Raw genomic sequence first — 23,013 nt, 5'->3', positions numbered from 1 at the left:
GGGGTTTAGCGGCAGAACTTGTACTGGCCGGAATAAGCCAGGAAGTAGCCTGTGCGCGGATTGAAAGACCGGTATTTGCGGCTGCAGTAGTTATACCAGGCCGGGCTCCACGGTGCCGGGCGGTAGGTAACCACAGGAGCCGGATGGTAAACCGGGGGCGGCGCGTAGTAGCGCGGGGCGGCATGGTAGCGCGGCTGCGACAGGGCGGAGCCGAGAATGGCGCCTGCTGCCAGGCCGCCGGCAATGCCGACACCGACTTGCCAGCCTTCAGCTGCCTTTGCGGATTGTGCCGGAAGCGCCAGGGAAGCACCGGCAACAAGAGCCAGCGCGACGGAGGTGGTTGCGAACTTCTTGAACATTGCGGTGTCCCTTTCGACTGCGAGGCGGTTTGTCTTGCCTCTCTTCATGGGCTCACCCTACGTCCACAATATCTTTCCGCCTGTGATAAGGGTCACACGCTGTCACTTTGGCAAAAATGGACCGGAAAGCGCGGATAAAATTTCTCACACTTCTTTCACTTGGCATGAACAGCCAGGCACCCTACATTCTTCCCATCGGGGCAAACTGCCCCGTACGGGACAATCATGAGACCCGGTGAGACTGACTTCGGTGGATACTCGCTTGAGTGCTGCTTTGAAATCCCAAGCTTTCCGTTTCTGACTGACTTCTCGTTCATCCGCGCTTTGCCGGGGTCGGGGAGGCGCAGCAAACTTTACGGAAAGGCTTCTCCATGCGTGAGAACGGTACCATCAAGTTTTTCAATCACGACCGTGGCTTTGGTTTCATCACCCCGGAAAACGGTGGCAAAGACGTATTTGTCCATGTAACCGCTTTTGAACAAGCAGGCATCGGCACGCCGGTCGAAGGCGCAAAGGTTTCGTTTGTTGCAGAAGACGACCGCCGCGGACGCGGTAAACAGGCAGCTCAGCTCGAGATCGTCTAGTCAGGCATTCTTCCCGCGACCGCCGTCTGCGCGTGGCGCGGGGGTGCAAACAGGAAAACGGGGCCAAACGGCCCCGTTTTTTGTGTCTAGAACAGCTTTAGGTGTTTCTCAAAAAACGCCCAATGCCGTAATGCCCGCCGCTCTGCATTAAAGCATGCACTCAAGCAGTTCGTTCTCGCCGATGACGCCGATAATGGCTCCATCGCGCTGAACGACGACCGGATCCTTACTGGACTGCTTAAGTCTTGCAACTTCCCGGATCGGTGTGGCGGCATCGCAGGTCAGGCCGCCCGCGAGCGAACCGGAAAGGCTGCCGGGAGGTGCCATGATATCGCGGGCGCGCAAAACGTTGAGCGGGTTCATGTGGCTGACAAAATCGGCCACATAGTCTGTCGCCGGTTTGCGGACGATCTCCTGCGGTGTGCCGAGCTGGATGACACGACCGCCCTCCATGATCGCGATGCGTGACCCGATCTTGGCGGCTTCATCCAAGTCGTGACTGACGAAGATGATGGTTCGGTTGAGTTCCTTTTGCAGGTCCAGAAGTTCGTCCTGCAGCTTGTCGCGGATCAGAGGATCAAGCGCGGAGAACGGCTCATCCATCAAAAGAAGTGGTGCATCGGTCGCAAAGGCCCGCGCCAGGCCGACACGCTGTTGCATGCCGCCGGACAGTTCGTGGACGTATTTTTCGCCCCAACCGGCCAGACCGACGAGTTTGAGCTGCTGCTCGACCTTTGCCGCACGATCCTTTTGCGAAACGCCTGCCAGTTCCAGACCGAAGCCGACATTCTCCGAGACGGTCCGCCATGGCAGCAGGCCGAACTGCTGGAACACCATACCGATTCTGCGGCGGCGGAGCTGACGCAAGGCCGCGGGCGGGCAGGTTTCCGGGTTCACATACTGCGTGCCGTCATGCACCTGAACCTCGCCCCGGATGACCGGATTGAGACCATTGACGGCGCGCAAGAGTGTCGACTTTCCGGAGCCCGACAAGCCCATCAGAACGATGACTTCACCTTCATGGATATCAAATGTGGCCCCGGCAACCCCCAGGATTTGTCCGGTCTCGGCCTGAATATCCTGCCGCGACTTACCCGCATCGATCAGGGGCAGAGCCGATTGCGGATTTTCACCGAAAACAATGTCGACATCCTTGAAGGAAACAACTGGAGAGGACGTGCTCATCGTTTGGCTCCTTCTTCTTTGCGGAAGAACCGGTCGAGGACAATCGCGATCAAGACAATGCACACGCCGACTTCAAAGCCCTGGGCGATGTTGACCGTATTCAGTGCCCGCAGTGTCGGCACACCCAAACCATCGGCACCAACAAGCGCCGCAATCACGACCATCGACAGGGACAGCATGATGGTCTGTGTCAGGCCAGCCATGATCTGTGGCAGGGCGTAAGGCAGCTCGATTTTCCACAAAAGCTGGGATTTCGTCGCGCCAAAGGCTTTGCCCGCCTCCAGCAAGGCCGTCGGCGTGGACGACACGCCAAGCTGCGTCAGGCGGATCGGGGCGGGAATGGCAAAAATTACCGTTGCGATCAGTCCGGGCACCATGCCGAGCCCAAAGAGAATGAGGGCCGGGATCAGGTAAACGAACGTCGGGATCGTCTGCATCAAGTCCAGGACCGGACGCAAACCGGCGTAAAAGCGCGGATTGTGCGCACCAAGGACGCCGATCGGAACACCAACGGCCATACACACGACCGACGCTGCCATCACCAGTGCCAGGGTTTCCGTGGTTTCTTCCCAGTACCCCTGGTTTATGATCAGGAGAAGCGCCACGGCCACAAACGCCGCGAAGGTGAAGGTCCTGTGGACGGCATAGCCAAGCGCGGTTGCGATCACGACGATGATCAGCGGATGCGGCGCTTGCAGAAGCCAGAGGATCCCGTCAATCAGGGTTTCCAGGAAAATCGAAATTCCGTCGAACACCCAATATGCATTGTCTGTCAGCCAGTCGACGAAGGTACGTGCCCACGGTCCGATCGGCAGTTTATGGTCTGTCAGCCAGTCCACCCTGACACTCCGTTTATTATGTTCTTGAAAGGAATTGGCGCCGGGCGGAGAACCGCACCGGCGCCTGGATGGTCAAGTGTTAAAGGCCGAGAGCGCCTTTGACAGCTGCGAAGCTATCGCCGCCATCAACGGTCGTGACGCCTTCCAGCCAGCGCTCGAACGTTGCCGGATGCTCTTTCAGCCACGCCTTTGCAGCTTGCTGCGGGTCGGCCCCATCGTTCAGGATCGCTCCCATGATCTCGTTTTCCATAGGCAGCGAGAATTCGAGATTTTCCAGGAACTTGCCGACATTCTGGCACTCGTCGGTGTACCCGGCGCGGACGTTTGTGTAGACCGTCGCACCACCGAAATTCGGGCCGAAGATGTCGTCCCCGCCGGACAGGTACTCAATCTCGAAATTCGCGTTCATCGGATGCGGGGCCCAGCCGAGGAAAACAATATCGTTTTCGCGCCGTTCCGCCCGCGCGACCTGCGCCAGCATGCCTTGTTCGGAAGATTCGACCACTTCGAAGCCATCCAGCCCAAACAGGTTCTCGTCGATCATGCCGATGATCAGACGGTTGCCGTCGTTGCCCGGCTCAATGCCGTAAATCTTGCCGTCCAGCTCTTCCTGGAACTTGGCAATGTCCTGAAAGCTCTTCAGGCCCTTGTCATAGGTGTATTTCGGCACGGCAAGGGTGTACTTGGCGCCTTCAAGGTTTGCGCGCACGGTCTCAACGGAGCCGTCCTCGCGATACGCCTTGATGTCGCCTTCCATGGTTGGCATCCAGTTGCCGAGGAAGATGTCGATGTCCTTGTTTTTCAAGGACGCATAGGTCACCGGCACGGACAGGATCTTGATCTCTGTTTCATAGCCAAGCGCATCCAGAACCACCGTTGTCGCGGCAGTTGTTGCAGTGATGTCGGTCCATCCGACATCAGAAAAGCGGACAGTCTTGCAAGCTTCGGGCTCGCTCGCCAAAGCTGTCCCGGTCAAGAGAAAGCTCAGCGCCAGTCCGCTTGCAATTTTTGCTGTCAATTTCATTTTGCTACCTCCGTTGGAAAGTGACTTTGTATTCGGCCCACCGATATTTTTACAGCCCCGTACATAGCAGGACCGCGTTTTCCCCTCCGGGAAGCCGTTATGTGCGCAATGGAAACACTCATATGAAAAATTTGCAAGTTTTCATTGATTGATTGATCAATTAAAAATATGAACCAAGGAGCACAGGAGATCGCAATGCCCAAGATCGGGATGGAAGCCGAGCGCCGGCGCAGCCTCATCGACGCGACGATAGATGCGATCCACGAGCGTGGATACAGCGACATCACAATGGCACAGATCGCCAAGCGCGCTGGGGTCTCCGGCGGGCTGGTTCATCATTACTTCGGTTCAAAAGACCAGCTTCTGGCCGCAACGATGCGGCATCTCCTCAATGAATTGGGCCGCGAAATCCGGGAAGGCCTTGCGAGCGCTGAAACACCCAGGGCCCGCATCTCGGCCATTATCGCGGGCAACTTCGCCGTTGATCAGTTCCGGCCCGCGGTCATTGCTGCCTGGCTTGCCTTTTACGTGCAGTCCCGCACGACAGCCAGCAACAGCCGCCTCCTTAGGATCTATTCCGCCCGGCTTGCCTCCAACCTCACCCACAATCTGCGCGCCTTCATGCCGCGTGCGGAGGCGAAACGGATCGCGGAAGGCACCGCCTCCATGATCGACGGCGTGTGGATCCGGCAAGCGCTGAGCGACTCGAAGGCCGACCGGAGCGCAGCCATCGCCATGGTCGAAGACTATGTGGAAACCCAAATTGCGGCAAAGACCGCCGGCAAGCCCGGTCCATCCACCGGCGCTGGAGATACTGAATGAGTGACCGTTTCGACTTTATCATTGTAGGTGCCGGGTCCGCCGGCTGTGCCCTTGCCTATCGCCTCTCCGAAGACCCCAAGAACAGGGTGCTGGTGCTGGAGTTCGGCGGCACGGATGCAGGTCCGCTGATCCAGATGCCGGCGGCCCTGTCCTACCCCATGAACATGCCGCTCTATGACTGGGGTTTTCAAAGCGAACCGGAACCGCATCTGGGCGGACGGCGCCTGGCCACCCCGCGCGGCAAAGTTGTCGGGGGATCCTCCTCCATCAACGGCATGGTTTATGTGCGCGGGCATGCCTGTGACTTTGACACCTGGGAAGACATGGGCGCCAGCGGATGGGGCTACCGGCACGTCTTGCCATACTACAAGCGCCAGGAAACAAGCCATGGCGGCCAGGACGGCTGGCGCGGCACGACCGGTCCGCTCCATGTTCAGCGCGGCACCAAATGGAACCCCTTGTTTGAAGCGTTCCAGAAAGCCGGTGAACAGGCGGGCTACGGCATTACGGAAGACTATAACGGTGAGCGCCAGGAAGGCTTTGCCGACATGGAGATGACGGTCCATAAGGGCCGCCGCTGGTCTGCCGCCAATGCTTACTTGAAACCAGCTCTCAAGCGCGGAAACCTGCAGCTGATCAAGGGAGCGATGGTTCACAAGGTCAACATCGCAAATGGCCGCGCGACCGGTGTCGACTATGAAGTCGGCGGTGAAATCATCACGGCCCATGCGAACCGGGAAGTGGTTTTGGCCGCGTCGTCGATCAACAGCCCGAAGATCCTGATGCTGTCGGGGATCGGTCCGGCCGCGCACTTGTCCAGCATGGGCGTTAATGTCGTGGCTGACCGGCCGGGGGTCGGCCAGAACCTGCAGGATCACCTGGAACTTTATATTCAGCAGGCCTGCACTCAGCCGATCACCCTTTACAAACACTGGAACCTTTTCTCAAAGGCCATGATCGGTGCGCAGTGGCTCTTCATGAAGCAGGGTCTTGGCGCCTCCAACCAGTTTGAAAGCGCTGCCTTCATCCGGTCAAAGGCCGGGGTGAAGTATCCCGACATCCAATACCACTTCCTGCCCTTCGCAGTGCGTTATGACGGTCAGGCCGCCGCCGAGGGTCATGGCTTCCAGGCCCATGTGGGCCCGATGCGCTCCAAATCACGGGGACGGGTCGAACTCACGTCTTCGGATCCGAAGGCGAACCCATCGATCCTGTTCAACTACATGTCCCACGAAGAAGACTGGCAGGATTTCCGCACCTGTATCCGCCTGACCCGCGAAATTTTCGGCCAGGACGCCTTTACGCCGTTCCGCGGCAAGGAAATTCAGCCAGGTGACGTAATCCAGAGCGATGACGCCCTCAACGGCTTTATCCGCGAACATGTGGAAAGCGCCTATCACCCTTGCGGGACCTGCAAGATGGGCGCAAAAACAGATCCGATGGCGGTTGTCGATCCTGAGTGCAAGGTAATCGGTGTGGACGGCCTGCGGGTTGCCGACAGTTCGAAATTCCCGCAAATCACCAATGGCAACCTGAACGGGCCATCGATCATGGTGGGGGAAAAGGCGTCCGATCACATCCTCGGCCGGGACCCGTTGCCCGCGTCCAATCAGGAACCCTGGATCCACCCGGACTGGGAAAATGCCCAGCGCTAACTCTTTTTATCGGCAGGATCTATCGAACCGCCGCGACACATTCAGGAGCCCACTCATGCGTGCCCAGCCCAAAGCCTCCCACTACGTCGGCGGCGCCTATCTGGAAAGCCAGACCGGAACCCCGTTCGACTCGCTCTATCCGGCGACCGGCGAGGTCATCGCTCAAATCAAATCGGCTGATGATGCCGTCATCAGCGCTGCGGTCGAAGCTGCCAAGGCCGGTCAAAAAGTATGGGCCGCCACGCCTCCAGCAGAACGCGGCCGGGTTCTGCGCCGGGCTGCCGAAATCCTGCGGGAGAAGAACCATGAGCTCTCCGTTCTGGAAACGCTGGACACCGGCAAACCTCTGCAGGAAACTCTGGTGGCGGATGCCGCGTCCGGTGCGGACTGCCTGGAATATTACGGTGGCCTTGCCGCAACGCTGACGGGCGAACACATTGATCTCGGCGGATCCTTCGCCTACACCAAGCGTGAACCGCTGGGCATCTGTTTTGGTATCGGCGCCTGGAACTATCCGATCCAGATCGCCTGCTGGAAGGCCGCACCGGCGCTGGTCTGCGGCAATGCGATGATCTTCAAGCCGTCCGAAGTCACGCCGCTGAGCGCCCTCAAACTGGCCGAAGCCTTGAGCGAAGCCGGTCTGCCAGACGGGGTCTTCAACGTCATTCAAGGCTTTGGGGATGTGGGCGCAAAAATGGTTGCCCATCCCGACATCGCGAAAGTCTCGCTGACCGGATCCGTTCCCACCGGGGCAAAGGTCGCGGCATTGGCCGGCGAGTACCTGAAGAAGACAACGCTGGAACTTGGCGGAAAGTCGCCGCTGATCGTCTTTGATGATGCGGATATAGAAAACGCGGTCTCTGCCGCGATCAACGCGAATTTCTATTCCACGGGTCAGATCTGTTCCAATGGCACCCGGGTGTTTGTCCATACGGCCATCAAGGAAGCCTTCCTGAAACGGCTTTCCGAGCGGACCGCGGATGCCGTCCTCGGAGATCCGCTCGATGAAGCCACCAATATCGGGCCGCTCGTCTCCCGCATGCAGCTGGACAAAGTGCTGGACTACATGAAAATCGGCCAGAACGAGGGCGCCCGCCTTGTTTGCGGTGGTGGTTCTGCCAGCGTTGACAGCCTGCCGGACGGCTATTTTGTTCAGCCCACCGTCTTTGCCGATGTCACCGACACAATGCGGATCGCGCAGGAGGAAATCTTCGGCCCGGTCTTGAGCGTTCTCGACTTTGACGATGAAGCGGATGTTGTTGCCCGTGCCAATGCCACTGAATTCGGCCTGGCAGCCGGTGTCTTTACCAAGGACATCCAACGCGCCCACCGCGTGATCGATCAGCTGCAAGCAGGCACATGCTGGATCAACACCTACAATCTGACGCCGATCGAAATGCCCTTCGGCGGATACAAGAAATCCGGTATCGGCCGTGAGAATGGTCACGCCGGGATCGAGTATTACAGCCAGATCAAAAGCGTCTATGTGGAAATGGGCGACGTGGAAGCTGCGTTTTAACCGGCCCCACCCGAAATACACCCGCACGCCGCACGTTCTGTGTGTGCGGGTAGCCAGCGGGCGCCTGGCCGATTACGGATTGATCTTCCAGTCGGAAGCCTCATTTTAAGGGGACTATAATCCGGCCCTGGAGCCCTGATGTCCAACCATCTGATCGATCCCGCCCCGCGCAGCTATGTGCCAACGGTCTACCTGCGGGCCCGGTCAGATCGCGGGCCTGCCTGTGCCCCGGAAAAGCAAACGCTTGATGATGTTCGAAAGTGGCTGCTTTACGAGGCCAGCGGCAACAATGATGTGTTGCTGCTCTTTGAGGAGTTCATGTGGCGCTGCCATGCAGCCGGGCTCGCTATAGACCGGTCGACCTTGCATGTGGGTACTCTGCATCCTCAGTTCATCGGTTTTTCCTGGATGTGGAATGCAACCGATGGCCTGTGCGACGAAATCGCCGCCGACGCGAGATCACTGGAATCCGAAGCTTTCCGGCGTAGCCCTTTGTTCAAGGTTATGTCGCTAGGTGAGACCATCAAGGTGGATCTTGCAACCGAGGAAGGGCGCCAGTCAGCGCCCATCATGTTGGAATTGGCGGAAGAGGGATATACATTTTACGGCGCTATGCCACTCAGCAATGGGTCGGGTCAGATGCGCAATGCCATGACCTTAGCGACCAAACATCCAGGCGGCTGGCCGGAGGAGGTAAAGGATGAGATCCGTAAAATCCTTGACCTTTTTGCCTTTCACGTCGAGCGGCATATCCTCGTGCGCATCGCCCAGAATGTGGCCGACACGTATCTTGGGCCCATCGCCGGGCGGCGGGTCCTTGACGGGGAGATCAAGCGCGGAGATGGCGAATCCATTCAGGCGGTCGTGTTCATGTGCGACATGCGCGGCTTTACAGGGCTTGCGGACCGGCTGAGCGGACCCGATGTGACAGCGATCTTGAACGCCTATTTCGATCTTGTGTCGGACGCCGTCCTCAACAATGGCGGCGACATTCTGAAATTCATGGGAGACGGCATTCTGGCTGTCTTTGACCAAAACGCACTTGGCGCCGACAAGGCAGCAGAGGCCGCCCTGTCCGCAGCCCGCACGGCGCTTTCCGCCATCGACCAGCTGAACACGGCCCCCAAAGGATTGCCGGACAAAAGCCTGTGGCACCCGATCCGGATCGGGATCGGGCTGCACCAAGGGGAAGTGTTTTTCGGAAATGTGGGCGGTGAAGACCGGCTGGACTTCACCGTCATCGGGCGGGCTGTCAATGAAACCAGCCGGGTCGAGGCTTTGTGTAAGCCGCTTGGCCAGACACTGCTTTTGACCGAACCGGTGCGTGCGGCCTTACCGGGCACGTTTCACGACGAGCTGAGCGCCATGGGCGATCATGCCTTGCGCGGCGTCGGACAGCCGGTTGCGATTTATGCCTCCGGACATGCCCATCCAAGTTCTTCCGCGCCCCAGCCTATTTCGTGAGGATCAATTTGCCCTGTTTGGTGATGCTCAGCCGGTAGGTGTCCTCATTGTGGAGAATGTGGATTTCGCGGGTGCCAACAAACAGCTCGTCGGTTTTCAATTCCGGCTTGGTGGCTCGCCGCGGCTTAGGCGCTTGAACCGGAGGGACCTGAGAGGATGCCAGGGTGAGCCGTGTCTTGCGGGTGTTGGTCAACGGTGTCATCGCAAAAGTCCATGATTTTGTTGGATTTTCAAAAGCTGGAGCAACGTGCCCCGGCCGCTTGATGACATCACCATACAAAATATGAGTATGATACTCAACTTTATACTTGACGATAACACTCAAGTTTTTTAAACAATAATCACCCGATGGAAACGGGGCTGGAAATCGCGTCCTCTGGCCCTCGTGAAAACGGGTCCCCCGAAACCTCAAAGGGTTTCAGGGTGCCAAATGCCAGGCAAGCCAACCGCCCTCTCCTCTCCCTCAGCGGTCAGCCAGCTCGGCCTTATACCAAAGCCAATTGATTATAACCCATCTGATGATCTCTTCTCGTTTTCCGGCGAGGCGCATCGCGCCGTGCGGTCTGGTTGACCGGACAAGCGATGAAACGATGTCCGGGGAGCGAGAAAAGGCCACCTAAGGCCGGGTTTGGAGGGCCTTCGGCTGCGTTGCATGTCTTGACCGATACACCGTATCGCCCGGCACCATGCGCCTATCCGAAAGCCCTCCAAACCCGGTCAGATGGGTCATAACCAGTTGTCTTTGGTATTATACCAAAGTGACCCCATTCAAATCCGCTCCCACCCAAATGCGGGATGCAAAAAAAGCGCAGACCAGATGGCTGCGCTTCTTCCGTTTGTGAAGGCATGTTGATCAGGCGTTGGCCGCAATCGGCGTCTCGTTCATGCCGATCTTCAACAAGTCCCGCATCCCGTACCGGTCCTCGGACAGGTCAGCGATGGACTTGCCATCAAGCACTTCCATGAAAGCTTCCAGCGCTTCATGCAGCAATCCGTTAAAACCGCAGGACATGATCAGCGGGCAGTCCTTGCGTCCAGAATCAAAGCACTCCGCAAGAAGGAAGCTCTCTTCCGCTGCGCGAACCACTTCGCCAACGGAAATCTGCTCCGCCGGGCGCGCAAGCATCACGCCGCCATTCCGGCCACGGATTGTCTTGATCAGGTTTGAATCGACCAGGACTTTCATGATCTTGAAAAGATGCGTTTCGGACATTTCAAAACTGGCCGCGATATCGGCAACCTTGCTTGGTTTGTCCGGGTTAACCGCGCAATACATGAGGGCGCGGACCGCATAATTGGTCTGTTGTGTCAGTCGCATGTGATAGATATGCGGTGCAGTTTAGAAAAGGTCAATGGTAAAATTTGAGTATTTGAGGGAACTTTTATGACCCGTCCAATCTGGGAAGATTGTCCTTAAGGAAGACGTCGATCCGGATGCGTTCCTGACCGTCGATGATGGGACGGCCATCACAGAGCGCCTTCAGGACCCGGATTGCGCTGCGGATCTCATGACCTGGATCCTGGGCAATCACCGCATCCATGATCCCGGACTGCAGGGCATCGTGCGTATAGGGCGTCAACTCGTGGCCGACAAAGACGATCTGCTTGGCGCGTGGCGCGTTGACAAGTGCAGCCGCGACGCCTCTGTTGCCAGCACCGATGTTATAAAGCCCGGCAAGATCCGGATGCTCTGCAATGAGCGTTGCAACAAGCTTTTCATTCCGGTCATTGTCATCACGCCCCTCCCGCACCTTCAAAAGCTCAAGATGCGGAAACCCCTCGGCCAGAACCTTCTGGCAGCCGGCATAGCGGTCGGCGTGGTCCCGGAGGCCCAGCGATCCGGCAATGAAGCCGATTTTGCCTGGCGCTTCGGGCAAGAACCGCCCGAGCAGCCGGCCCGCCGTACATCCAGCTGCATAATTGTCGATGCCGACAAAATGCTGGCGGGTGGAGGCCGGGTGGTCCGAGACCAATGTGACAACCGGAACACCGCGTGCCTGCAAACGGTCTATGGCGGCCCGGACCTCCGGAAAGGCCGGTGCAACCACAGCCACGCCATCGCAGACAGTGCGGTCGAGGATCGCAAGGGTGCCGGCAACGCGGTGGCCGTCAAAGGCATCAATCGGCTCCACATGGACCTGCAGTCTGTCGCCGCTCATGGTTTGCGCATGCGCCAGGGCTTCGCGGGTCAGGTCCTCCATGAAGGCGTTGGGTCCGTCAGGCAGCAGAAACTGAAACCGGTAGCGGCTTTTCTTGGCAAGGCCCGCTGCAAAACTGTCCGGCTGGTACTTCAGGGTTTCGACCGCTTGCCGCACTTTTTCGATCGTCCCCTTGCGGACGCCCGGACGGCCATTGAGGACCCGGTCGACCGTTGCAAGGCTGACACCAGCGGCCTCGGCCACATCATGAATTGTCACACGCTTCATTCCGCCCCCTGTGATTCCGGCAGTATATCGCGGAATGAGGCACGGTCATCAAAAAATGCTGCAGCGCGGAAACCATCTCTCCCGCCTTTGCTCAAGAGGTGCGCAGACTTAAACCACTTGACCTGCTGCATGGCCGGAGGACCAGGCCCATTGGAAATTGAAACCGCCGAGATGTCCCGTCACATCCACGGCTTCACCAATGAAGTAGAGGCCCGGAACGTTTGTTACCTCCATCGTTTTGGAGGAAAGCTCCTTGGTATCGACACCGCCCAAGGTGACTTCCGCGGTGCGGTATCCTTCGGTGCCGACGGGCGTCAACTGCCATCTGCTGAGCTGATCCGCCGCCCGCTGCAACGCTTTGTCGGAGAGGTCTGCGAGGCGCCCGGTGAGCTGAAAGGCACGCGCCAGCTCTTCGGCCAGGCGGTTGGGCAGCAACTGCCCAAGTGCGGTTTTGAGATCCTGTTTCGGCGTTTCCTGGCGGGCGTTTTTCAGTGTCGAAAGCACATCGCTGCCCGGCAGCAGATTGACCGCAATCGGCTGGCCTTCCTGCCAATAAGACGAGATCTGCAAAATGGACGGTCCCGACAAACCCCGGTGGGTGAACAGCAGGCCTTCCTGAAAAGCCGTCTTGCCAAAGCTGACGATGGCATCAAGCGAGACGCCGGACAGACGCCCGCACAGATCCTTGTTGGCATCGGAGAACGTCAGCGGAACCAGGGCAGCCCGCGGTGTGACAACATTCAAACCGAACTGTTTTGCCAGGTCGTAGCCGAACCCCGTTGCCCCCATTTTTGGGATCGACGGCCCGCCGGTTGCAACAACCAGCGACCGGGCGCGGAGCGGCCCTTTCGACGTTGCAACGGAATAGCGGTCATCCGGCTTGCTGACGGCAGTGATCGCGGTTTCCAATTCAAGCTGACCGCCCGCTGCCTCCAGCTCGTCCAGCAGCATTTGAATGATGTCTTTCGCGGACCGGTCGCAAAACAACTGTCCGAGGGTCTTCTCGTGCCAGGGAATCCGGTGTTTTTCCACCAGATCCAGAAAATCATGCTGGGTGTACCGTTTCAGCGCCGAAACACAAAAACGCGGATTTTGCGACAGAAAGTTAGACGGGCCGGCATGGAGGTTGGTGAAGTTGCAGCGGCCGCCGCCTGAAATGCGGATCTTGTCAGCCGGTCTTTTGGCGTGGTCAATGACCAGAACCTTGCGGCCGCGCTTGCCCGCCTCGATCGCACACATAAGCCCGGCGGCACCACCGCCCAGCACCAGAACATCCAGATCTCGCATGGGCCGCTTATAGGCGCTTTGCCCTTGTTGCGGAAGCGCGTCCCCATCAAGAATTTGATTATCTCTTGGACGTTATTCTCCCGCCTGTTTTCACCGGAGGTTTTCATGAATTCGATTGCTCAAGCTTCAAAAGGCGTTTTGGCCGATACCTTGACCGTGGCCGGTTCTCTGGTGGTCGCCTCGCACAACAAGAACAAGATCCGCGCTTTCAAGGAAGCGCTTTCCGGTTGCCCGGTCCCTGTCTTGACCGCTGCGGATTTCAAGCTGACAAGCCCGGAGGAAAACGGAACGACTGTTCTCGAAAATGCGCTTATCAAGGCACGGGATGTTGCCGCTCAAAGCGGTCAGGCCGCAATCAGCGATGACAGCGGCTTCTGCATTTCAGAACTCGATGACCTGCCGGGCGCAGCTGCGCTCGACTGGGCTGGACCCGACGGCAATTATGATGTGGCTATCGAGCGGATTGGAACGCTAATAGGTCAAAAAAACCTGCAGACAGGGTCCGCCCGGTTTGTCACATGCATTGCCATTGCCCTCCCCGATGGCACCGCCATTGCCGAAGAAGGCGCCACCCATGGCCGGCTTGTCTGGCCGCCCAAAGGCCCGACAGAAGGCTATCTGTCCGTGTTTGCCCTGCCGGGAGAGACGATGACGGTTGCCGAGCAACTGGCGGACGTGGATTTGGCGCAGACGCATGAACTGCCCGCGTACAGGCACCGGAAAGCAACAATCGAGAAGCTGATGGCACGGCTGTCTTTTCAAGATTGCTGAAATCTTCACTTGTTCCCCTCTCCCCCACTTGAGGGGAAGATGCAAGATGCAAAGCTTTGCCAAACCTCGGCACCCTGTGTCTCCCCGGACGTGATCCGGGGTCCACTCGCGGTGCCTCTTGCCACAGCTATCGCCGCTTTCCCGGAGGCCTGTTACTGCAGGTCTTATCAGAGCGCCGCATGTGAGGCGAAGACCGTGTGGTGGATCCCCGCATCAAGCGTAGATGACTGCGGAGGGTGTGGCGGCGGCCATACCTCTCATGGCAGCTTTGCTTTCCGCGTTCGGCAGCCGTCAAAGCATTGCGTTGAGGACAGGGAAAGGATGCAGGGGCATGCCAAATCGTCAGGGGGCGGACTATCCTGCTTGGCATAAGGGCCTCCACAGGCTATCAGATTTGGCATGAACGGCTCTGAAATCTATCAACGACTTATCGGCCTTATCGAAGAGCGGACGCTGAAACCGGGCGACCGCCTGCGGGAAGCGGATCTTGCGGAGGAATTCGGTGTTTCCAGAACGCCGATCCGCGAGGGGCTCAAGCGCTTGGAAGCCCAGGGCCTTGCCGTTCACGAGCCCAATCGCGGCATGGTTATCCCGACCCTTGATCATAATCAGATCAATGAAGTCTACTTCATGCGCGAAGTTCTGGAAGGAACGGCCGCAGGACTTGCCGCCAAGCATGCCTCCCAGCCGGAAATCGAAATCCTCCAGGATCTGGTGGAAGCCGACCGCAAGCGCGTCTCGGACAAGGACAGTCTGGTGCGGTCCAACCGGGAGTTTCACCGGCGTCTGTGTCTTGCCTCCCATAACCGGTATCTGGTCGATCAGATCGAGCATCTTCGCCTGTCCTTGATCCTCATGGCGGGGACAACGCTGGACACACCGGAACGGCGGGAAATAGCCGTTGAAGAACATGCCGCCATCATCGATGCGATCGTGCAGGGCGACAGCAAAGCCGCTGAAACCGCCGCCCGCCGCCATATCGCTCACGCGCACAAGACCCGGCTGCAGCAGATCTGAAGTGCAGAGCACTTAATCCTTTTGTCTTTTGCGCGATGATCCGTCTTTAGAAGAAAGATCCGGACGCGAATACAAGCACTAGATTGGCGAGAGCTGCGACCGCCAAAACGAAGAACGTGCATGCCATCCCGCCAGATCTGAAGGGATTGATCGCCCGTTCGCTCAATACGCCGTAGGCATGAGAGATCCGGCCGATCAGAAAGAGCGCGCCCAGGCCGTGGATGAGCCATGCTGTACCGCCCTGAAGTTCGAAAAATGCGATCAGAATGATGGCAAGTGGTGTGTATTCTGCAAAATTGGCATGCACGCGCATCGGCTTGAGCATGGCCTGATCACCGTTGTCACCAAGTGAGATGCGGCGTTGAAACCGGGCCCGTATCACGCGGATACTGAGCGCGATGTAAAGAAGTGCCAGTATGCTTGCATAAAACGGCGTGATGACGAGCGTCATTCAAATCACTCCGGAGTGTTATGGCATCGTGCCGGCAATTCAGGTGCCGGTAATGCCGATTACGCACATGGAGGAGATACGGTTCTGGGTTCCCGGCAAAAACCTGGATCAGCACTCGACAATGTTCACTGCAAGACCGCCTTTGGACGTCTCTTTGTACTGCTCCATCATGTCCATGCCGGTCTGGCGCATCGTTTCGATGCAGCCGTCCAGCGGCACGAAATGCGTCCCGTCACCGCGCAGGGCGAGCGAAGCGGCGGTCACGGCTTTTACCGCGCCAAGGGCGTTCCGTTCAATGCAGGGGACTTGAACAAGGCCAGCAATCGGATCGCATGTCATGCCCAGATGATGTTCAAGAGCGATCTCGGCAGCATTTTCAATCTGTTCGTTAGTGCCGCCAAGGGCCGCGCATAACCCGGCTGCCGCCATGGCGGAGGCCGAGCCGACTTCCCCCTGGCAGCCGACTTCGGCGCCGGAAATGGAGGCATTCGCCTTGATGATGCCGCCGATGGCAGCTGCGGTCAGAAGGAAGGTCCGGATGCCGTCCTGACCAGCGCCCTGACAGTGGTCGAGATAATACCGTGTGACAGCGGGAATGACCCCGGCCGCGCCGTTGGTCGGCGCCGTGACGACCCGGCCACCTGCCGCGTTTTCTTCGTTCACTGCCATGGCATAGACGCCAAGCCAATCCACGACGCTGTGTTCGAATGGAGGATTGGTGCGGCCCTCCTTGATCAGCTTCTGGTAGATATCGGCCGCCCGGCGCTTCACTTTCAGGCCGCCGGGAAGGATCCCGCCTTGGGCAATGCCGCGGTTGATGCAGGAATCCATGGCGCCCCAAAGCTTGTCGATACCCTGAAGGACTTCTTCTTCCGGTTTGTCGGCGCACTCGTTTTGAAGCTTCATTTCGGCGATGGAAAGCTCGGCCTCCTTGCCCATGGCGAGCATCTCTTTTGCCGAGGCGAAGGGGAACGGGACTTCCTGCTTGGCGAGTTCGCTGATCGGCTCATTCGTTGTCTTGCGCAGTTCGGCTTCACTCACGACGAACCCGCCGCCGATGGAGTAATAGACGAAACTGTCGACCACAGAGCCATTTGCATCCAAGAGCTGAAAGGTCATGCCGTTCGCATGAAGCGGAAGCGCCGGGCCATAATCGTAGATCACGTCCTTTTCCGGATTGAATTGAAGTTTTGCGAATCCGTCGATGGTCAGCGTTTGACTGGCTTGCAGGGCGTCCAGCATGGGGTCGACCTGATCCGGGTCCATCGTATCCGGCCGTGCGCCCAGAAGGCCGAGGCAGACCGCCTTGTCGGTGGCGTGTCCCTTTCCGGTAAACGCAAGGGATCCATGCAGTGTCACGGTGATCCGCGCCGCCCGTCCGCCGGCGCCGGGCAAGGCCCGCAGGCGGTCCAGATAGCGATGAACAGCCACCATTGGACCGACCGTATGGGAGCTGGAGGGTCCGATGCCGATTTTGAAGATATCAAAGACGCTGATGAACATCTGTCTGGCCGCGTTTGTCGTCACATAAGGGAAAATGCTGATCTGGAGATAACAGATACCGCAGCTTGCGTTGACCTTCAAACGCGCATTTTTGTGCTGTTTGCGACATCGCTGGAAGATATCACCCAATTCTCCGGAAATGAGGGAAGGCTGTCCCGTTCTGACGGTTGTTTGCGGAAGCCGCCTTTGCTAGCTTCTGCGCCCGCTCAAGCCGAATAGCCTTTCGAAAGCAACATGCAATGACCCTTCACCCTCTTGATCAAAATGATGTTCTGGCGGCCAAGAAAGCTGCCTTTCAAATCCCGGAGGGGGTCATTTATCTGGACGGCAATTCGCTTGGTGTGCTGCCCAAGCATGTCCCGGACCGGCTGCAGGAGGTAGTTACTCGGGAATGGGGCACGAGCCTCATCAAATCGTGGAACGACCACAGTTGGATCGACCTGCCCCAACGGGTGGGGGATCGGATCGGCCGGCTCATTGGCGCAGATAAGGGTTCCGTCGTGGCCTGCGACAGCACGTCGGTCAACGTCTTCAAGGTTCTGGCAGCGGCCCTGTCCCTGCGCCCGGACCGCAAGGTGATCCTGTCCGACAACGGAAACTTTCCGACGGATCTTTATGTGGCGCAGGGCCTGCAGGCGCTCCTGGACAAGGGGCATGAGCTGAAGATCGTCGCCCCCGAAGACGTGGAAGCTGCATTGAACGAAGATGTCGCGGTGATGATGCTAACCCAGGTCGACTACCGCAGCGGACGCGTTCATGACATGGCGGGCCTGACGCAACTGGCGCATGACAAGGGCGCTTTGGCGATCTGGGATCTGGCGCACTCTGCCGGTGCCATTCCGGTGAACCTGTCCGGAGCCGGAGCCGATTTTGCTGTCGGGTGCGGTTACAAGTATCTGAACGGCGGGCCGGGCGCGCCGGCGTTTTTATACGTCGCGCCGCATCTTCAGGAAGAGGTCGCTTCGCCGCTGGCGGGATGGATGGGCCACGAGGCGCCATTTGCCTTTGATCTTGACTACCGGCCGGTTACAGGCGTCAGCCGGATGACGGTCGGAACGCCGGCGATCCTGTCGCTCTCAAGTCTCCACGCCGCGCTGGACGTGTTTGAAGATGTCGACATGAACGATATCCGTCAGAAGTCCGTTTCGCTCAGCGAAGTGTTCATTCAGGAAGTGGAACGGCAATGTCCGCAGCTTGAGCTGGGAAGCCCGCGTGATCCGCAGGCGCGCGGAAGCCAGGTGTCCTTCCGCTTCGACGACGGCTATGCGGTTGTCCAGGCGCTGATCGCGGAAGGGGTGATTGGTGATTTCCGGGCCCCGGATATCATGCGCTTCGGCTTTACGCCGCTTTATCTCAGCCACAAGGACGTTGTGGATGCCGCGGCCATTCTAGCCGATATCCTGGCAACGCGCCGGTGGGACAAACCCGAATTCAAGACCCGTGCGAAAGTCACCTAAGCGCAAGAGCAGCAGCCCATAAATGGGGCCATCGGCTTTGTTAGATTGACCAGTCCGGAACATGGCGCTTTTGCGCCGGGGCTCCTGGCTGGTTTTTCAGCATGTCGACAAAAGTCTGCTTGGGAACAGGTTTGGAATAAAGATACCCCTGGTGCCAGTGGCAACCATGGGCCGACAGCCAGTTGCGCTGCTGGACGGTTTCAACGCCCTCGGCAACAACGCTCGCACCAAGTGCCTTGGCAAGGGACAGGATCAGTTTCACGATTTCTCCGCCCGAGCCGATATCTTCCATAAACATCCGGTCGATCTTGATCCCATCGACGGGATAGTTATGCAGATAGGCAAGATTGGAGTATCCGGTCCCGAAATCATCGATGACCACGCGATATCCGCCAGCCTTCAGCGCTCTGAGGGAGCCAAGTGCATTGGGAATTTCACCAAGCAGGACGTTTTCCGTGATTTCCAGCGCAATGGAACTGGCATCGCACTGGCATTGATCGACGAGTGATTGCATGTGGGCAACAAACATCGGATCGGACAATTGCCGGGGCGATACGTTCATGGCCAGAGGAAGATCGAGCGACAGCTCCGCCAATTCGCAATGGGTGTTGATGACTTCGCGGCCGACCCAGTTGCCGATGTCCTTGATCAGCCCCGTATCCTCTGCCACCGGAATGAACTCATCGGGCATCATCAGACCTTTGGTCGGATGCTGCCACCGGATGAGTGCCTCGGCCGAGACGATACGCTCTGTCCGCGTACAGGCGATCGGCTGGAAGTAAAGCACGAACTCGTCTTCCCGGACGGCGCGTTTCAGGTCCTGGGTGATGACCTGCTGTTCATCGCGGACGCGGCGCATGTCTTCCTGGAACCGCACGCATTTTGTATTCGGTTCGGTCTTGGCCTGGTAAAGCGCAAGGTCTGCGTTGCGCATCAGGTCGCCAATGGTCGCGCCGTCTTCGGGGTAATGGGCAAAACCGATGCTCAAGCTAACATGGCGCGGTTTGCCATCGATGATCTGCTGACTGGAAAAGGCGGTTTGCAGTGCCTGTCCGAGCCATTCGGGCGATTCAGCGCTGTTCGGGGACAGCATGTGGCAGATCAGAAACTCGTCGCCGCCAAGGCGCGCTGCGATGTCATCGGGTCCGACAAGCCGCCGCAGCTTGTTGGCAACCAGCTGCAGAAGCTCGTCGCCAGCCGAGTGTCCTAGATTGTCGTTGACCAGTTTGAATTCATCCAGATCGATCAGATAGAGCGATGCGGTCCGGCCCTGGGCCTCACCCGTCTCCAGCATTCTGTTGAGCTTGTCGGTGAGGAACGTGCGGTTCGACAGACCGGTCAGCGGGTCGTGGCTCGCAAGGTACTGGGCCCGTTCCTTGGTTTCATGAAGCTCGGTAACGTCAATCTCGCTGACCAGATAGGCCGGCTGGCCGGAAACCGGGTCATGGCAGCTGCGCAGCGTCAGTTCGTGCCATCGGTGCCCTGAATTGGTGCGGACCTGGGCGACACGGCGGGTGCTGCGTTCCTCGGCAACGCTGTCCCACAGCTCCTTGGCCTCTTTCGGATTGACGAACTGGTCGCCGAAAGAGGCTTCCAGTCCGATACAGGCCGAACGCGAAGCGGTGTTCCGGTAAAGCGGGTTGCCGTCCAGCGAGAACAGCGAAATCATCACCGTGGTATGCAGCAGGGCCTCTGCGCTGCGCAAAGTTTCGGGCTGTTGTTCGTGGTGTTCCCGGCCTTCGCAAAGAAGTGCCAGACGGCCGTCAGTTAATCTGACCCCGCTCATGGTCATTTGGAGGACGCGGGCTTTTCCCTTGGGGTAGAGCGTCCAGATTTCAGAGAACCGCACGTTGGATTGACTGAAATCCTGCTGATACTGCTTGAGCCGCAATTCGACCGAATGAGACATGTCGGCCGCAAGATCACGGGAGCGCAGGTCATCAAGGGACTGCGCATCGTAAACATTCAGCGCGGCCTGATTGGCCCAGAGGATACGCTTCTGCTCGAAATCGAAAATCCAGACAGCACTCTCGAGCTGGTCCAAGACAAACAGTTTTAGATCGGAGTCAACAATATGGTCCGGGCTTCCGCTGAGTTGTAAAGACTGTGCCGGCTCGGCAATCATTGGTCAAATTCTCGAATTGGTCTGTGTTCGGAACAGCAGGTTACCCTGAATATTTTTAATGTACCGCTTATAAGTAACGTACAATGAAGGGTTGAGAAAGGTCTTTGCATTGTTTTTAGCGTTGCGCTTGTATCGTTAAGGTTGCTTGGTGGACTAATACCATCCTGGCTTGATCGAGGCTGGACTGCCCCTCTGTGGAAGGTGTATTTCCGGTCTTACCTAGGGGCCGCCTTTGGTTTGGACAGGGCTCCAAAACTCGGCTTCGGATCCAATTTGCGCGCCACAAGTGCACATTGGCAAACCCGGCTCTCTCCCAAGTGTCCGGAATGGAAAAAGACACCTCGTATTCTTTCCAAAAAGAGACGGGTCCCGCCGGCTTTGGACGCAGCACATTGAGGGCAGCCGTTTCAAAGTGGTTCAGATTCTGGAAAATCTTGCCTTATCTGCGCTGTTTCACGCCGATTATGAGTTGATTGCGTGGCCAATGAAGCTAGAAGGACGGGGCGCAGCACCGTGGCGGGCATCCAACGACCCGCGTGAGAGGCTCTGGGAGGGGCTGGTGCGGGCCAAGACGAAAAAAGAAAGACCGCTCAGGGGCGCGGCGAGGAGCATAGATGCTTGAGCTTGATCAGCTCGTGATGGATTTTAGCGGGTTTAAGGCCGTCAACGGCTGCACATTCCGCGTTGAAGAAGGCAGTATAACAGGGTTGATTGGACCGAACGGGGCCGGAAAAACCACGTTGTTCAATCTGATTGCCGGGGCCTTGCAGCCCACAAGCGGGACGATCCGGTTCCTGGGCGAGGATGTCACGCCGCTGGCGAGTCACCAGCTTTTTCACAAGGGATTGGTGCGGACATTTCAGATCCCGCATGAATTCCACAAGCTGACAGCCTTAGAAAACCTCATGATGGTGCCGCCCGCTCAGCCGGGGGAAAGCCTCCTGTCGAACTGGTTTTCCTGGGGGCGGGTCAAGTCCACTGAGGTTGATGTCGAAAAGAAAGCCTATGAAACCCTTGAGTTTCTGGAGCTGACGCACATCGCACATCAGCGGGCCGGCAATTTGTCCGGCGGGCAGAAGAAGCTGCTTGAACTTGGCCGGACCATGATGACCTCCGCCAAACTGGTGCTGCTTGATGAGCCAGCTGCCGGCGTCAACCGGACGCTTCTGAGGAAGCTGGAATCTAAGATCGAACTCCTGAACAAGGAGCGCGGCTACACCTTTATCCTGATCGAACACGATATGGAAATGATTGAAAAACTATGCGACCCGGTGGTCTGCATGGCGGAAGGCAAGGTTCTGATCCAAGGCGATTTTCAGACCGTCCGCTCAAATCCCCAGGTGCTTGAAGCCTATCTTGGGGAAACGACCGGAGACGCAGCATGAGTGCGCTTTTGTCGATGGAGAGCATTACGGGCGGGTATGGCGATGCCGATATCCTCCAGGACGTTTCGCTGCATGTCAGCCAGGATGAAATCGTTGTGATTGTCGGGCCGAATGGTGCGGGCAAATCAACAGCCATGAAATCCGTCTTCGGCATGCTGACCATTCGCGGCGGCAAGATGGTGTTTGATGGCGACGATATTACCCGCTGGACGCCGAACAGGATTGTCCAGCGCGGCATCTGCTATGTGCCGCAGGTGGACAACATCTTCCGCGAGATGTCGATCCACGAGAATCTGGAAATGGGCGGGTTCCTGAAAAAGGGTGACCTGAGCGCTGCTTATGACCGCGTCTACACCCTGTTTCCCGATCTGAAGGAACGGCGGAAGACCATGGCGGGCGCGCTTTCGGGCGGCCAGCGCCAGATGGTTGCCATGGGGCGCGCGCTTATGCTCGACCCGAAGCTTTTGTTGCTCGATGAGCCGACAGCCGGTCTGTCTCCGAAATACATGGAACAGATCTTCCAGATCTGCCGGGACGTGCGCGACACGGGTGTTGCCATTCTCCTGGTGGAACAGCACGCGAAGCAGGCATTGGCCTTTTGTGACCGTGGCTATGTTCTGGCCGCGGGCAAGAACCGCCATGAGGGCACGGGGGCCGATTTGCTGGCCGACCGCGAAGTCGCTGAAATGTTTCTGGGGGGCTGACCGGTATGGATCTTTTCGAGCTTTTGAATTTCTACGTCATTCCAGGCATCGTGCTTGGATCTATCTATGCGCTGGGCGCGGTCGGCATCACGCTGATCTTCGCGATCCTGCGATATGCGCATCTGGCCCACGGCGATCTTGCAACACTCGGGGCTTTCATGGCCCTGGCTGTTGTCACCGCCCTTGGTGTGTCTCCGATGGTCGCACTGCCGATTGCCATTATCGGAACGGCAGCCGTTGCCGTTGGCATCGACAAGGTGTTTTACGAGCATTTGCGCGAACGCCCGAAAATCGTGACGGTCATGGCCTCTCTCGGCATCGCCCTGATGATCCGTGCCATTGTGCAGGTTGTGTGGGGCGTTGATACGGAAACCTATGTGAAGGGCATTGTGCGGCCGGAAAACTATTTCGGTCTGCGCATTAGGGACCGCGAGAT

Annotated in this window: 22 protein-coding genes; 11 read left to right on the top strand and 11 right to left on the bottom strand. The window is 58.0% G+C overall.

Translation table 11 applies throughout. The features are described 5' to 3' along the window. Window positions 1-5 precede the first annotated feature (5 nt). Entirely contained in the window at window positions 6-359 is a 354-nt protein-coding gene (locus tag E1180_RS18835; protein WP_155193657.1) for a BA14K family protein, read from the bottom strand. A gap of 371 nt (window positions 360-730) precedes the next feature. Here E1180_RS18835 and E1180_RS18830 point away from each other — a divergent pair, with 371 nt between their 5' ends. Then, window positions 731-943 (top strand): cold-shock protein, encoded by a 213-nt coding sequence (locus E1180_RS18830; protein ID WP_155193656.1) that lies wholly within the window; start codon window positions 731-733, stop codon window positions 941-943. 147 nt (window positions 944-1,090) lie between these two features. Here E1180_RS18830 and choV read toward each other — a convergent pair whose 3' ends face one another. From choV to E1180_RS18815, 3 genes are all read right to left on the bottom strand, one after another. Then, complete coding sequence (gene choV, locus E1180_RS18825; RefSeq protein WP_155193654.1) at window positions 1,091-2,128, bottom strand: choline ABC transporter ATP-binding protein; 1,038 nt, start codon at window positions 2,126-2,128, stop codon at window positions 1,091-1,093. After that, entirely contained in the window at window positions 2,125-2,967 is an 843-nt protein-coding gene (gene choW / locus E1180_RS18820; RefSeq protein WP_283404505.1) for a choline ABC transporter permease subunit, read from the bottom strand. Before choW ends, choV begins: the two co-directional genes overlap by 4 nt. Window positions 2,968-3,046: 79 nt before the next feature. Beyond that, window positions 3,047-3,991, bottom strand: a complete 945-nt coding sequence (locus tag E1180_RS18815; protein ID WP_155193651.1) for a choline ABC transporter substrate-binding protein — start codon at window positions 3,989-3,991, stop codon at window positions 3,047-3,049. Between the two features lie 195 nt (window positions 3,992-4,186). On the opposite strand from E1180_RS18815, the gene betI reads away from it, so the two are divergent. From betI to E1180_RS18795, 4 genes are all read left to right on the top strand, one after another. Further along, window positions 4,187-4,813 carry a transcriptional regulator BetI gene (betI, locus tag E1180_RS18810; protein ID WP_155193649.1) on the top strand — a complete coding sequence of 209 codons (627 nt, stop codon included), beginning with the start codon at window positions 4,187-4,189 and terminating at the stop codon, window positions 4,811-4,813. Further along, window positions 4,810-6,468, top strand: a complete 1,659-nt coding sequence (betA, locus tag E1180_RS18805; protein WP_155193647.1) for a choline dehydrogenase — start codon at window positions 4,810-4,812, stop codon at window positions 6,466-6,468. The genes betI and betA overlap by 4 nt, the downstream gene beginning before the upstream one ends. A 55-nt stretch (window positions 6,469-6,523) precedes the next feature. Next, complete coding sequence (betB, locus tag E1180_RS18800; RefSeq protein ID WP_155193644.1) at window positions 6,524-7,987, top strand: betaine-aldehyde dehydrogenase; 1,464 nt, start codon at window positions 6,524-6,526, stop codon at window positions 7,985-7,987. Between the two features lie 138 nt (window positions 7,988-8,125). Then, on the top strand, window positions 8,126-9,451 hold the full coding sequence (locus E1180_RS18795) for an adenylate/guanylate cyclase domain-containing protein (RefSeq protein ID WP_155193642.1): 1,326 nt from the start codon (window positions 8,126-8,128) through the stop codon (window positions 9,449-9,451). On the opposite strand, the gene hemP is transcribed toward E1180_RS18795, so the two are convergent. From hemP to E1180_RS18775, 4 genes are all read right to left on the bottom strand, one after another. Further along, window positions 9,441-9,653 carry a hemin uptake protein HemP gene (gene hemP / locus E1180_RS18790; protein WP_155193639.1) on the bottom strand — a complete coding sequence of 71 codons (213 nt, stop codon included), beginning with the start codon at window positions 9,651-9,653 and terminating at the stop codon, window positions 9,441-9,443. The genes E1180_RS18795 and hemP overlap by 11 nt on opposite strands. 651 nt (window positions 9,654-10,304) lie before the next feature. Then, window positions 10,305-10,769 (bottom strand): Rrf2 family transcriptional regulator, encoded by a 465-nt coding sequence (locus E1180_RS18785; RefSeq protein ID WP_155193637.1) that lies wholly within the window; start codon window positions 10,767-10,769, stop codon window positions 10,305-10,307. Between the two features lie 64 nt (window positions 10,770-10,833). Beyond that, window positions 10,834-11,877, bottom strand: coding sequence for a LacI family DNA-binding transcriptional regulator (locus E1180_RS18780; RefSeq protein ID WP_155193635.1), 1,044 nt, complete (start codon window positions 11,875-11,877; stop codon window positions 10,834-10,836). A gap of 108 nt (window positions 11,878-11,985) precedes the next feature. Further along, window positions 11,986-13,164: a BaiN/RdsA family NAD(P)/FAD-dependent oxidoreductase gene (locus E1180_RS18775; protein WP_155193632.1), complete on the bottom strand. Its 1,179-nt coding sequence runs from the start codon at window positions 13,162-13,164 to the stop codon at window positions 11,986-11,988. 105 nt (window positions 13,165-13,269) lie between these two features. Here E1180_RS18775 and E1180_RS18770 point away from each other — a divergent pair, with 105 nt between their 5' ends. Together E1180_RS18770 and E1180_RS18765 are read left to right on the top strand one after the other, a co-directional pair. After that, window positions 13,270-13,935 (top strand): non-canonical purine NTP pyrophosphatase, encoded by a 666-nt coding sequence (locus E1180_RS18770; protein WP_155193629.1) that lies wholly within the window; start codon window positions 13,270-13,272, stop codon window positions 13,933-13,935. A gap of 399 nt (window positions 13,936-14,334) precedes the next feature. Beyond that, window positions 14,335-14,952 (top strand): GntR family transcriptional regulator, encoded by a 618-nt coding sequence (locus E1180_RS18765; protein WP_155193627.1) that lies wholly within the window; start codon window positions 14,335-14,337, stop codon window positions 14,950-14,952. A 46-nt stretch (window positions 14,953-14,998) separates the two neighbouring features. Here the strand turns inward: E1180_RS18765 and E1180_RS18760 are convergent, their stop codons facing one another. Together E1180_RS18760 and E1180_RS18755 are read right to left on the bottom strand one after the other, a co-directional pair. Continuing rightward, a complete protein-coding gene (locus E1180_RS18760) occupies window positions 14,999-15,403 on the bottom strand; it encodes an MAPEG family protein (RefSeq protein WP_155193624.1) in 405 nt (134 codons plus the stop codon). A gap of 108 nt (window positions 15,404-15,511) precedes the next feature. Then, the gene (locus E1180_RS18755) at window positions 15,512-16,906 is read right to left on the bottom strand and encodes an L-serine ammonia-lyase (RefSeq protein WP_155193622.1); all 1,395 of its coding nucleotides are present in this window, start codon (window positions 16,904-16,906) and stop codon (window positions 15,512-15,514) included. Window positions 16,907-17,145: 239 nt separating this feature from the next. On the opposite strand from E1180_RS18755, the gene kynU reads away from it, so the two are divergent. Further along, window positions 17,146-18,363: a kynureninase gene (gene kynU, locus E1180_RS18750; RefSeq protein WP_155193620.1), complete on the top strand. Its 1,218-nt coding sequence runs from the start codon at window positions 17,146-17,148 to the stop codon at window positions 18,361-18,363. A gap of 40 nt (window positions 18,364-18,403) precedes the next feature. Here kynU and E1180_RS18745 read toward each other — a convergent pair whose 3' ends face one another. Continuing rightward, window positions 18,404-20,488, bottom strand: coding sequence for a putative bifunctional diguanylate cyclase/phosphodiesterase (locus E1180_RS18745; protein WP_155193617.1), 2,085 nt, complete (start codon window positions 20,486-20,488; stop codon window positions 18,404-18,406). Window positions 20,489-21,102: 614 nt separating this feature from the next. On the opposite strand from E1180_RS18745, the gene E1180_RS18740 reads away from it, so the two are divergent. From E1180_RS18740 to E1180_RS18730, 3 genes are all read left to right on the top strand, one after another. Continuing rightward, the gene (locus E1180_RS18740; protein ID WP_155193615.1) at window positions 21,103-21,873 is read left to right on the top strand and encodes an ABC transporter ATP-binding protein; all 771 of its coding nucleotides are present in this window, start codon (window positions 21,103-21,105) and stop codon (window positions 21,871-21,873) included. Next, window positions 21,870-22,577 carry an ABC transporter ATP-binding protein gene (locus E1180_RS18735; protein ID WP_155193613.1) on the top strand — a complete coding sequence of 236 codons (708 nt, stop codon included), beginning with the start codon at window positions 21,870-21,872 and terminating at the stop codon, window positions 22,575-22,577. The genes E1180_RS18740 and E1180_RS18735 overlap by 4 nt, the downstream gene beginning before the upstream one ends. A 5-nt stretch (window positions 22,578-22,582) precedes the next feature. After that, on the top strand, window positions 22,583-23,013 hold a 431-nt coding region (locus tag E1180_RS18730; RefSeq protein WP_425280930.1), incomplete at its 3' end, for a branched-chain amino acid ABC transporter permease.

The sequence above is a fragment of the Roseibium denhamense genome (genome assembly GCF_009711415.1).
Classification (GTDB): domain Bacteria; phylum Pseudomonadota; class Alphaproteobacteria; order Rhizobiales; family Stappiaceae; genus Roseibium; species Roseibium denhamense.
The sequence above is the reverse complement of the archived record's forward strand: the minus strand, read 5'-3'. Positions and strand labels throughout refer to the sequence as shown.

Excerpts from the sequence above, each read along its gene's own strand:
- kynU (WP_155193620.1), top strand. The coding sequence starts at position 17,146 with ATGACCCTTCACCCTCTTGATCAAAATGATGTTCTGGCGGCCAAGAAA.
- E1180_RS18740 (WP_155193615.1), top strand. The coding sequence starts at position 21,103 with ATGCTTGAGCTTGATCAGCTCGTGATGGATTTTAGCGGGTTTAAGGCC.
- E1180_RS18755 (WP_155193622.1), bottom strand. The coding sequence starts at position 16,906 with ATGTTCATCAGCGTCTTTGATATCTTCAAAATCGGCATCGGACCCTCC.
- E1180_RS18795 (WP_155193642.1), top strand. The coding sequence starts at position 8,126 with ATGTCCAACCATCTGATCGATCCCGCCCCGCGCAGCTATGTGCCAACG.
- betA (WP_155193647.1), top strand. The coding sequence starts at position 4,810 with ATGAGTGACCGTTTCGACTTTATCATTGTAGGTGCCGGGTCCGCCGGC.
- E1180_RS18775 (WP_155193632.1), bottom strand. The coding sequence starts at position 13,164 with ATGCGAGATCTGGATGTTCTGGTGCTGGGCGGTGGTGCCGCCGGGCTT.
- hemP (WP_155193639.1), bottom strand. The coding sequence starts at position 9,653 with ATGACACCGTTGACCAACACCCGCAAGACACGGCTCACCCTGGCATCC.
- E1180_RS18785 (WP_155193637.1), bottom strand. The coding sequence starts at position 10,769 with ATGCGACTGACACAACAGACCAATTATGCGGTCCGCGCCCTCATGTAT.
- betI (WP_155193649.1), top strand. The coding sequence starts at position 4,187 with ATGCCCAAGATCGGGATGGAAGCCGAGCGCCGGCGCAGCCTCATCGAC.
- E1180_RS18830 (WP_155193656.1), top strand. The coding sequence starts at position 731 with ATGCGTGAGAACGGTACCATCAAGTTTTTCAATCACGACCGTGGCTTT.
- E1180_RS18745 (WP_155193617.1), bottom strand. The coding sequence starts at position 20,488 with ATGATTGCCGAGCCGGCACAGTCTTTACAACTCAGCGGAAGCCCGGAC.
- E1180_RS18765 (WP_155193627.1), top strand. The coding sequence starts at position 14,335 with ATGAACGGCTCTGAAATCTATCAACGACTTATCGGCCTTATCGAAGAG.
- E1180_RS18835 (WP_155193657.1), bottom strand. The coding sequence starts at position 359 with ATGTTCAAGAAGTTCGCAACCACCTCCGTCGCGCTGGCTCTTGTTGCC.
- E1180_RS18735 (WP_155193613.1), top strand. The coding sequence starts at position 21,870 with ATGAGTGCGCTTTTGTCGATGGAGAGCATTACGGGCGGGTATGGCGAT.
- E1180_RS18760 (WP_155193624.1), bottom strand. The coding sequence starts at position 15,403 with ATGACGCTCGTCATCACGCCGTTTTATGCAAGCATACTGGCACTTCTT.
- E1180_RS18780 (WP_155193635.1), bottom strand. The coding sequence starts at position 11,877 with ATGAAGCGTGTGACAATTCATGATGTGGCCGAGGCCGCTGGTGTCAGC.
- E1180_RS18770 (WP_155193629.1), top strand. The coding sequence starts at position 13,270 with ATGAATTCGATTGCTCAAGCTTCAAAAGGCGTTTTGGCCGATACCTTG.
- betB (WP_155193644.1), top strand. The coding sequence starts at position 6,524 with ATGCGTGCCCAGCCCAAAGCCTCCCACTACGTCGGCGGCGCCTATCTG.
- E1180_RS18815 (WP_155193651.1), bottom strand. The coding sequence starts at position 3,991 with ATGAAATTGACAGCAAAAATTGCAAGCGGACTGGCGCTGAGCTTTCTC.
- choV (WP_155193654.1), bottom strand. The coding sequence starts at position 2,128 with ATGAGCACGTCCTCTCCAGTTGTTTCCTTCAAGGATGTCGACATTGTT.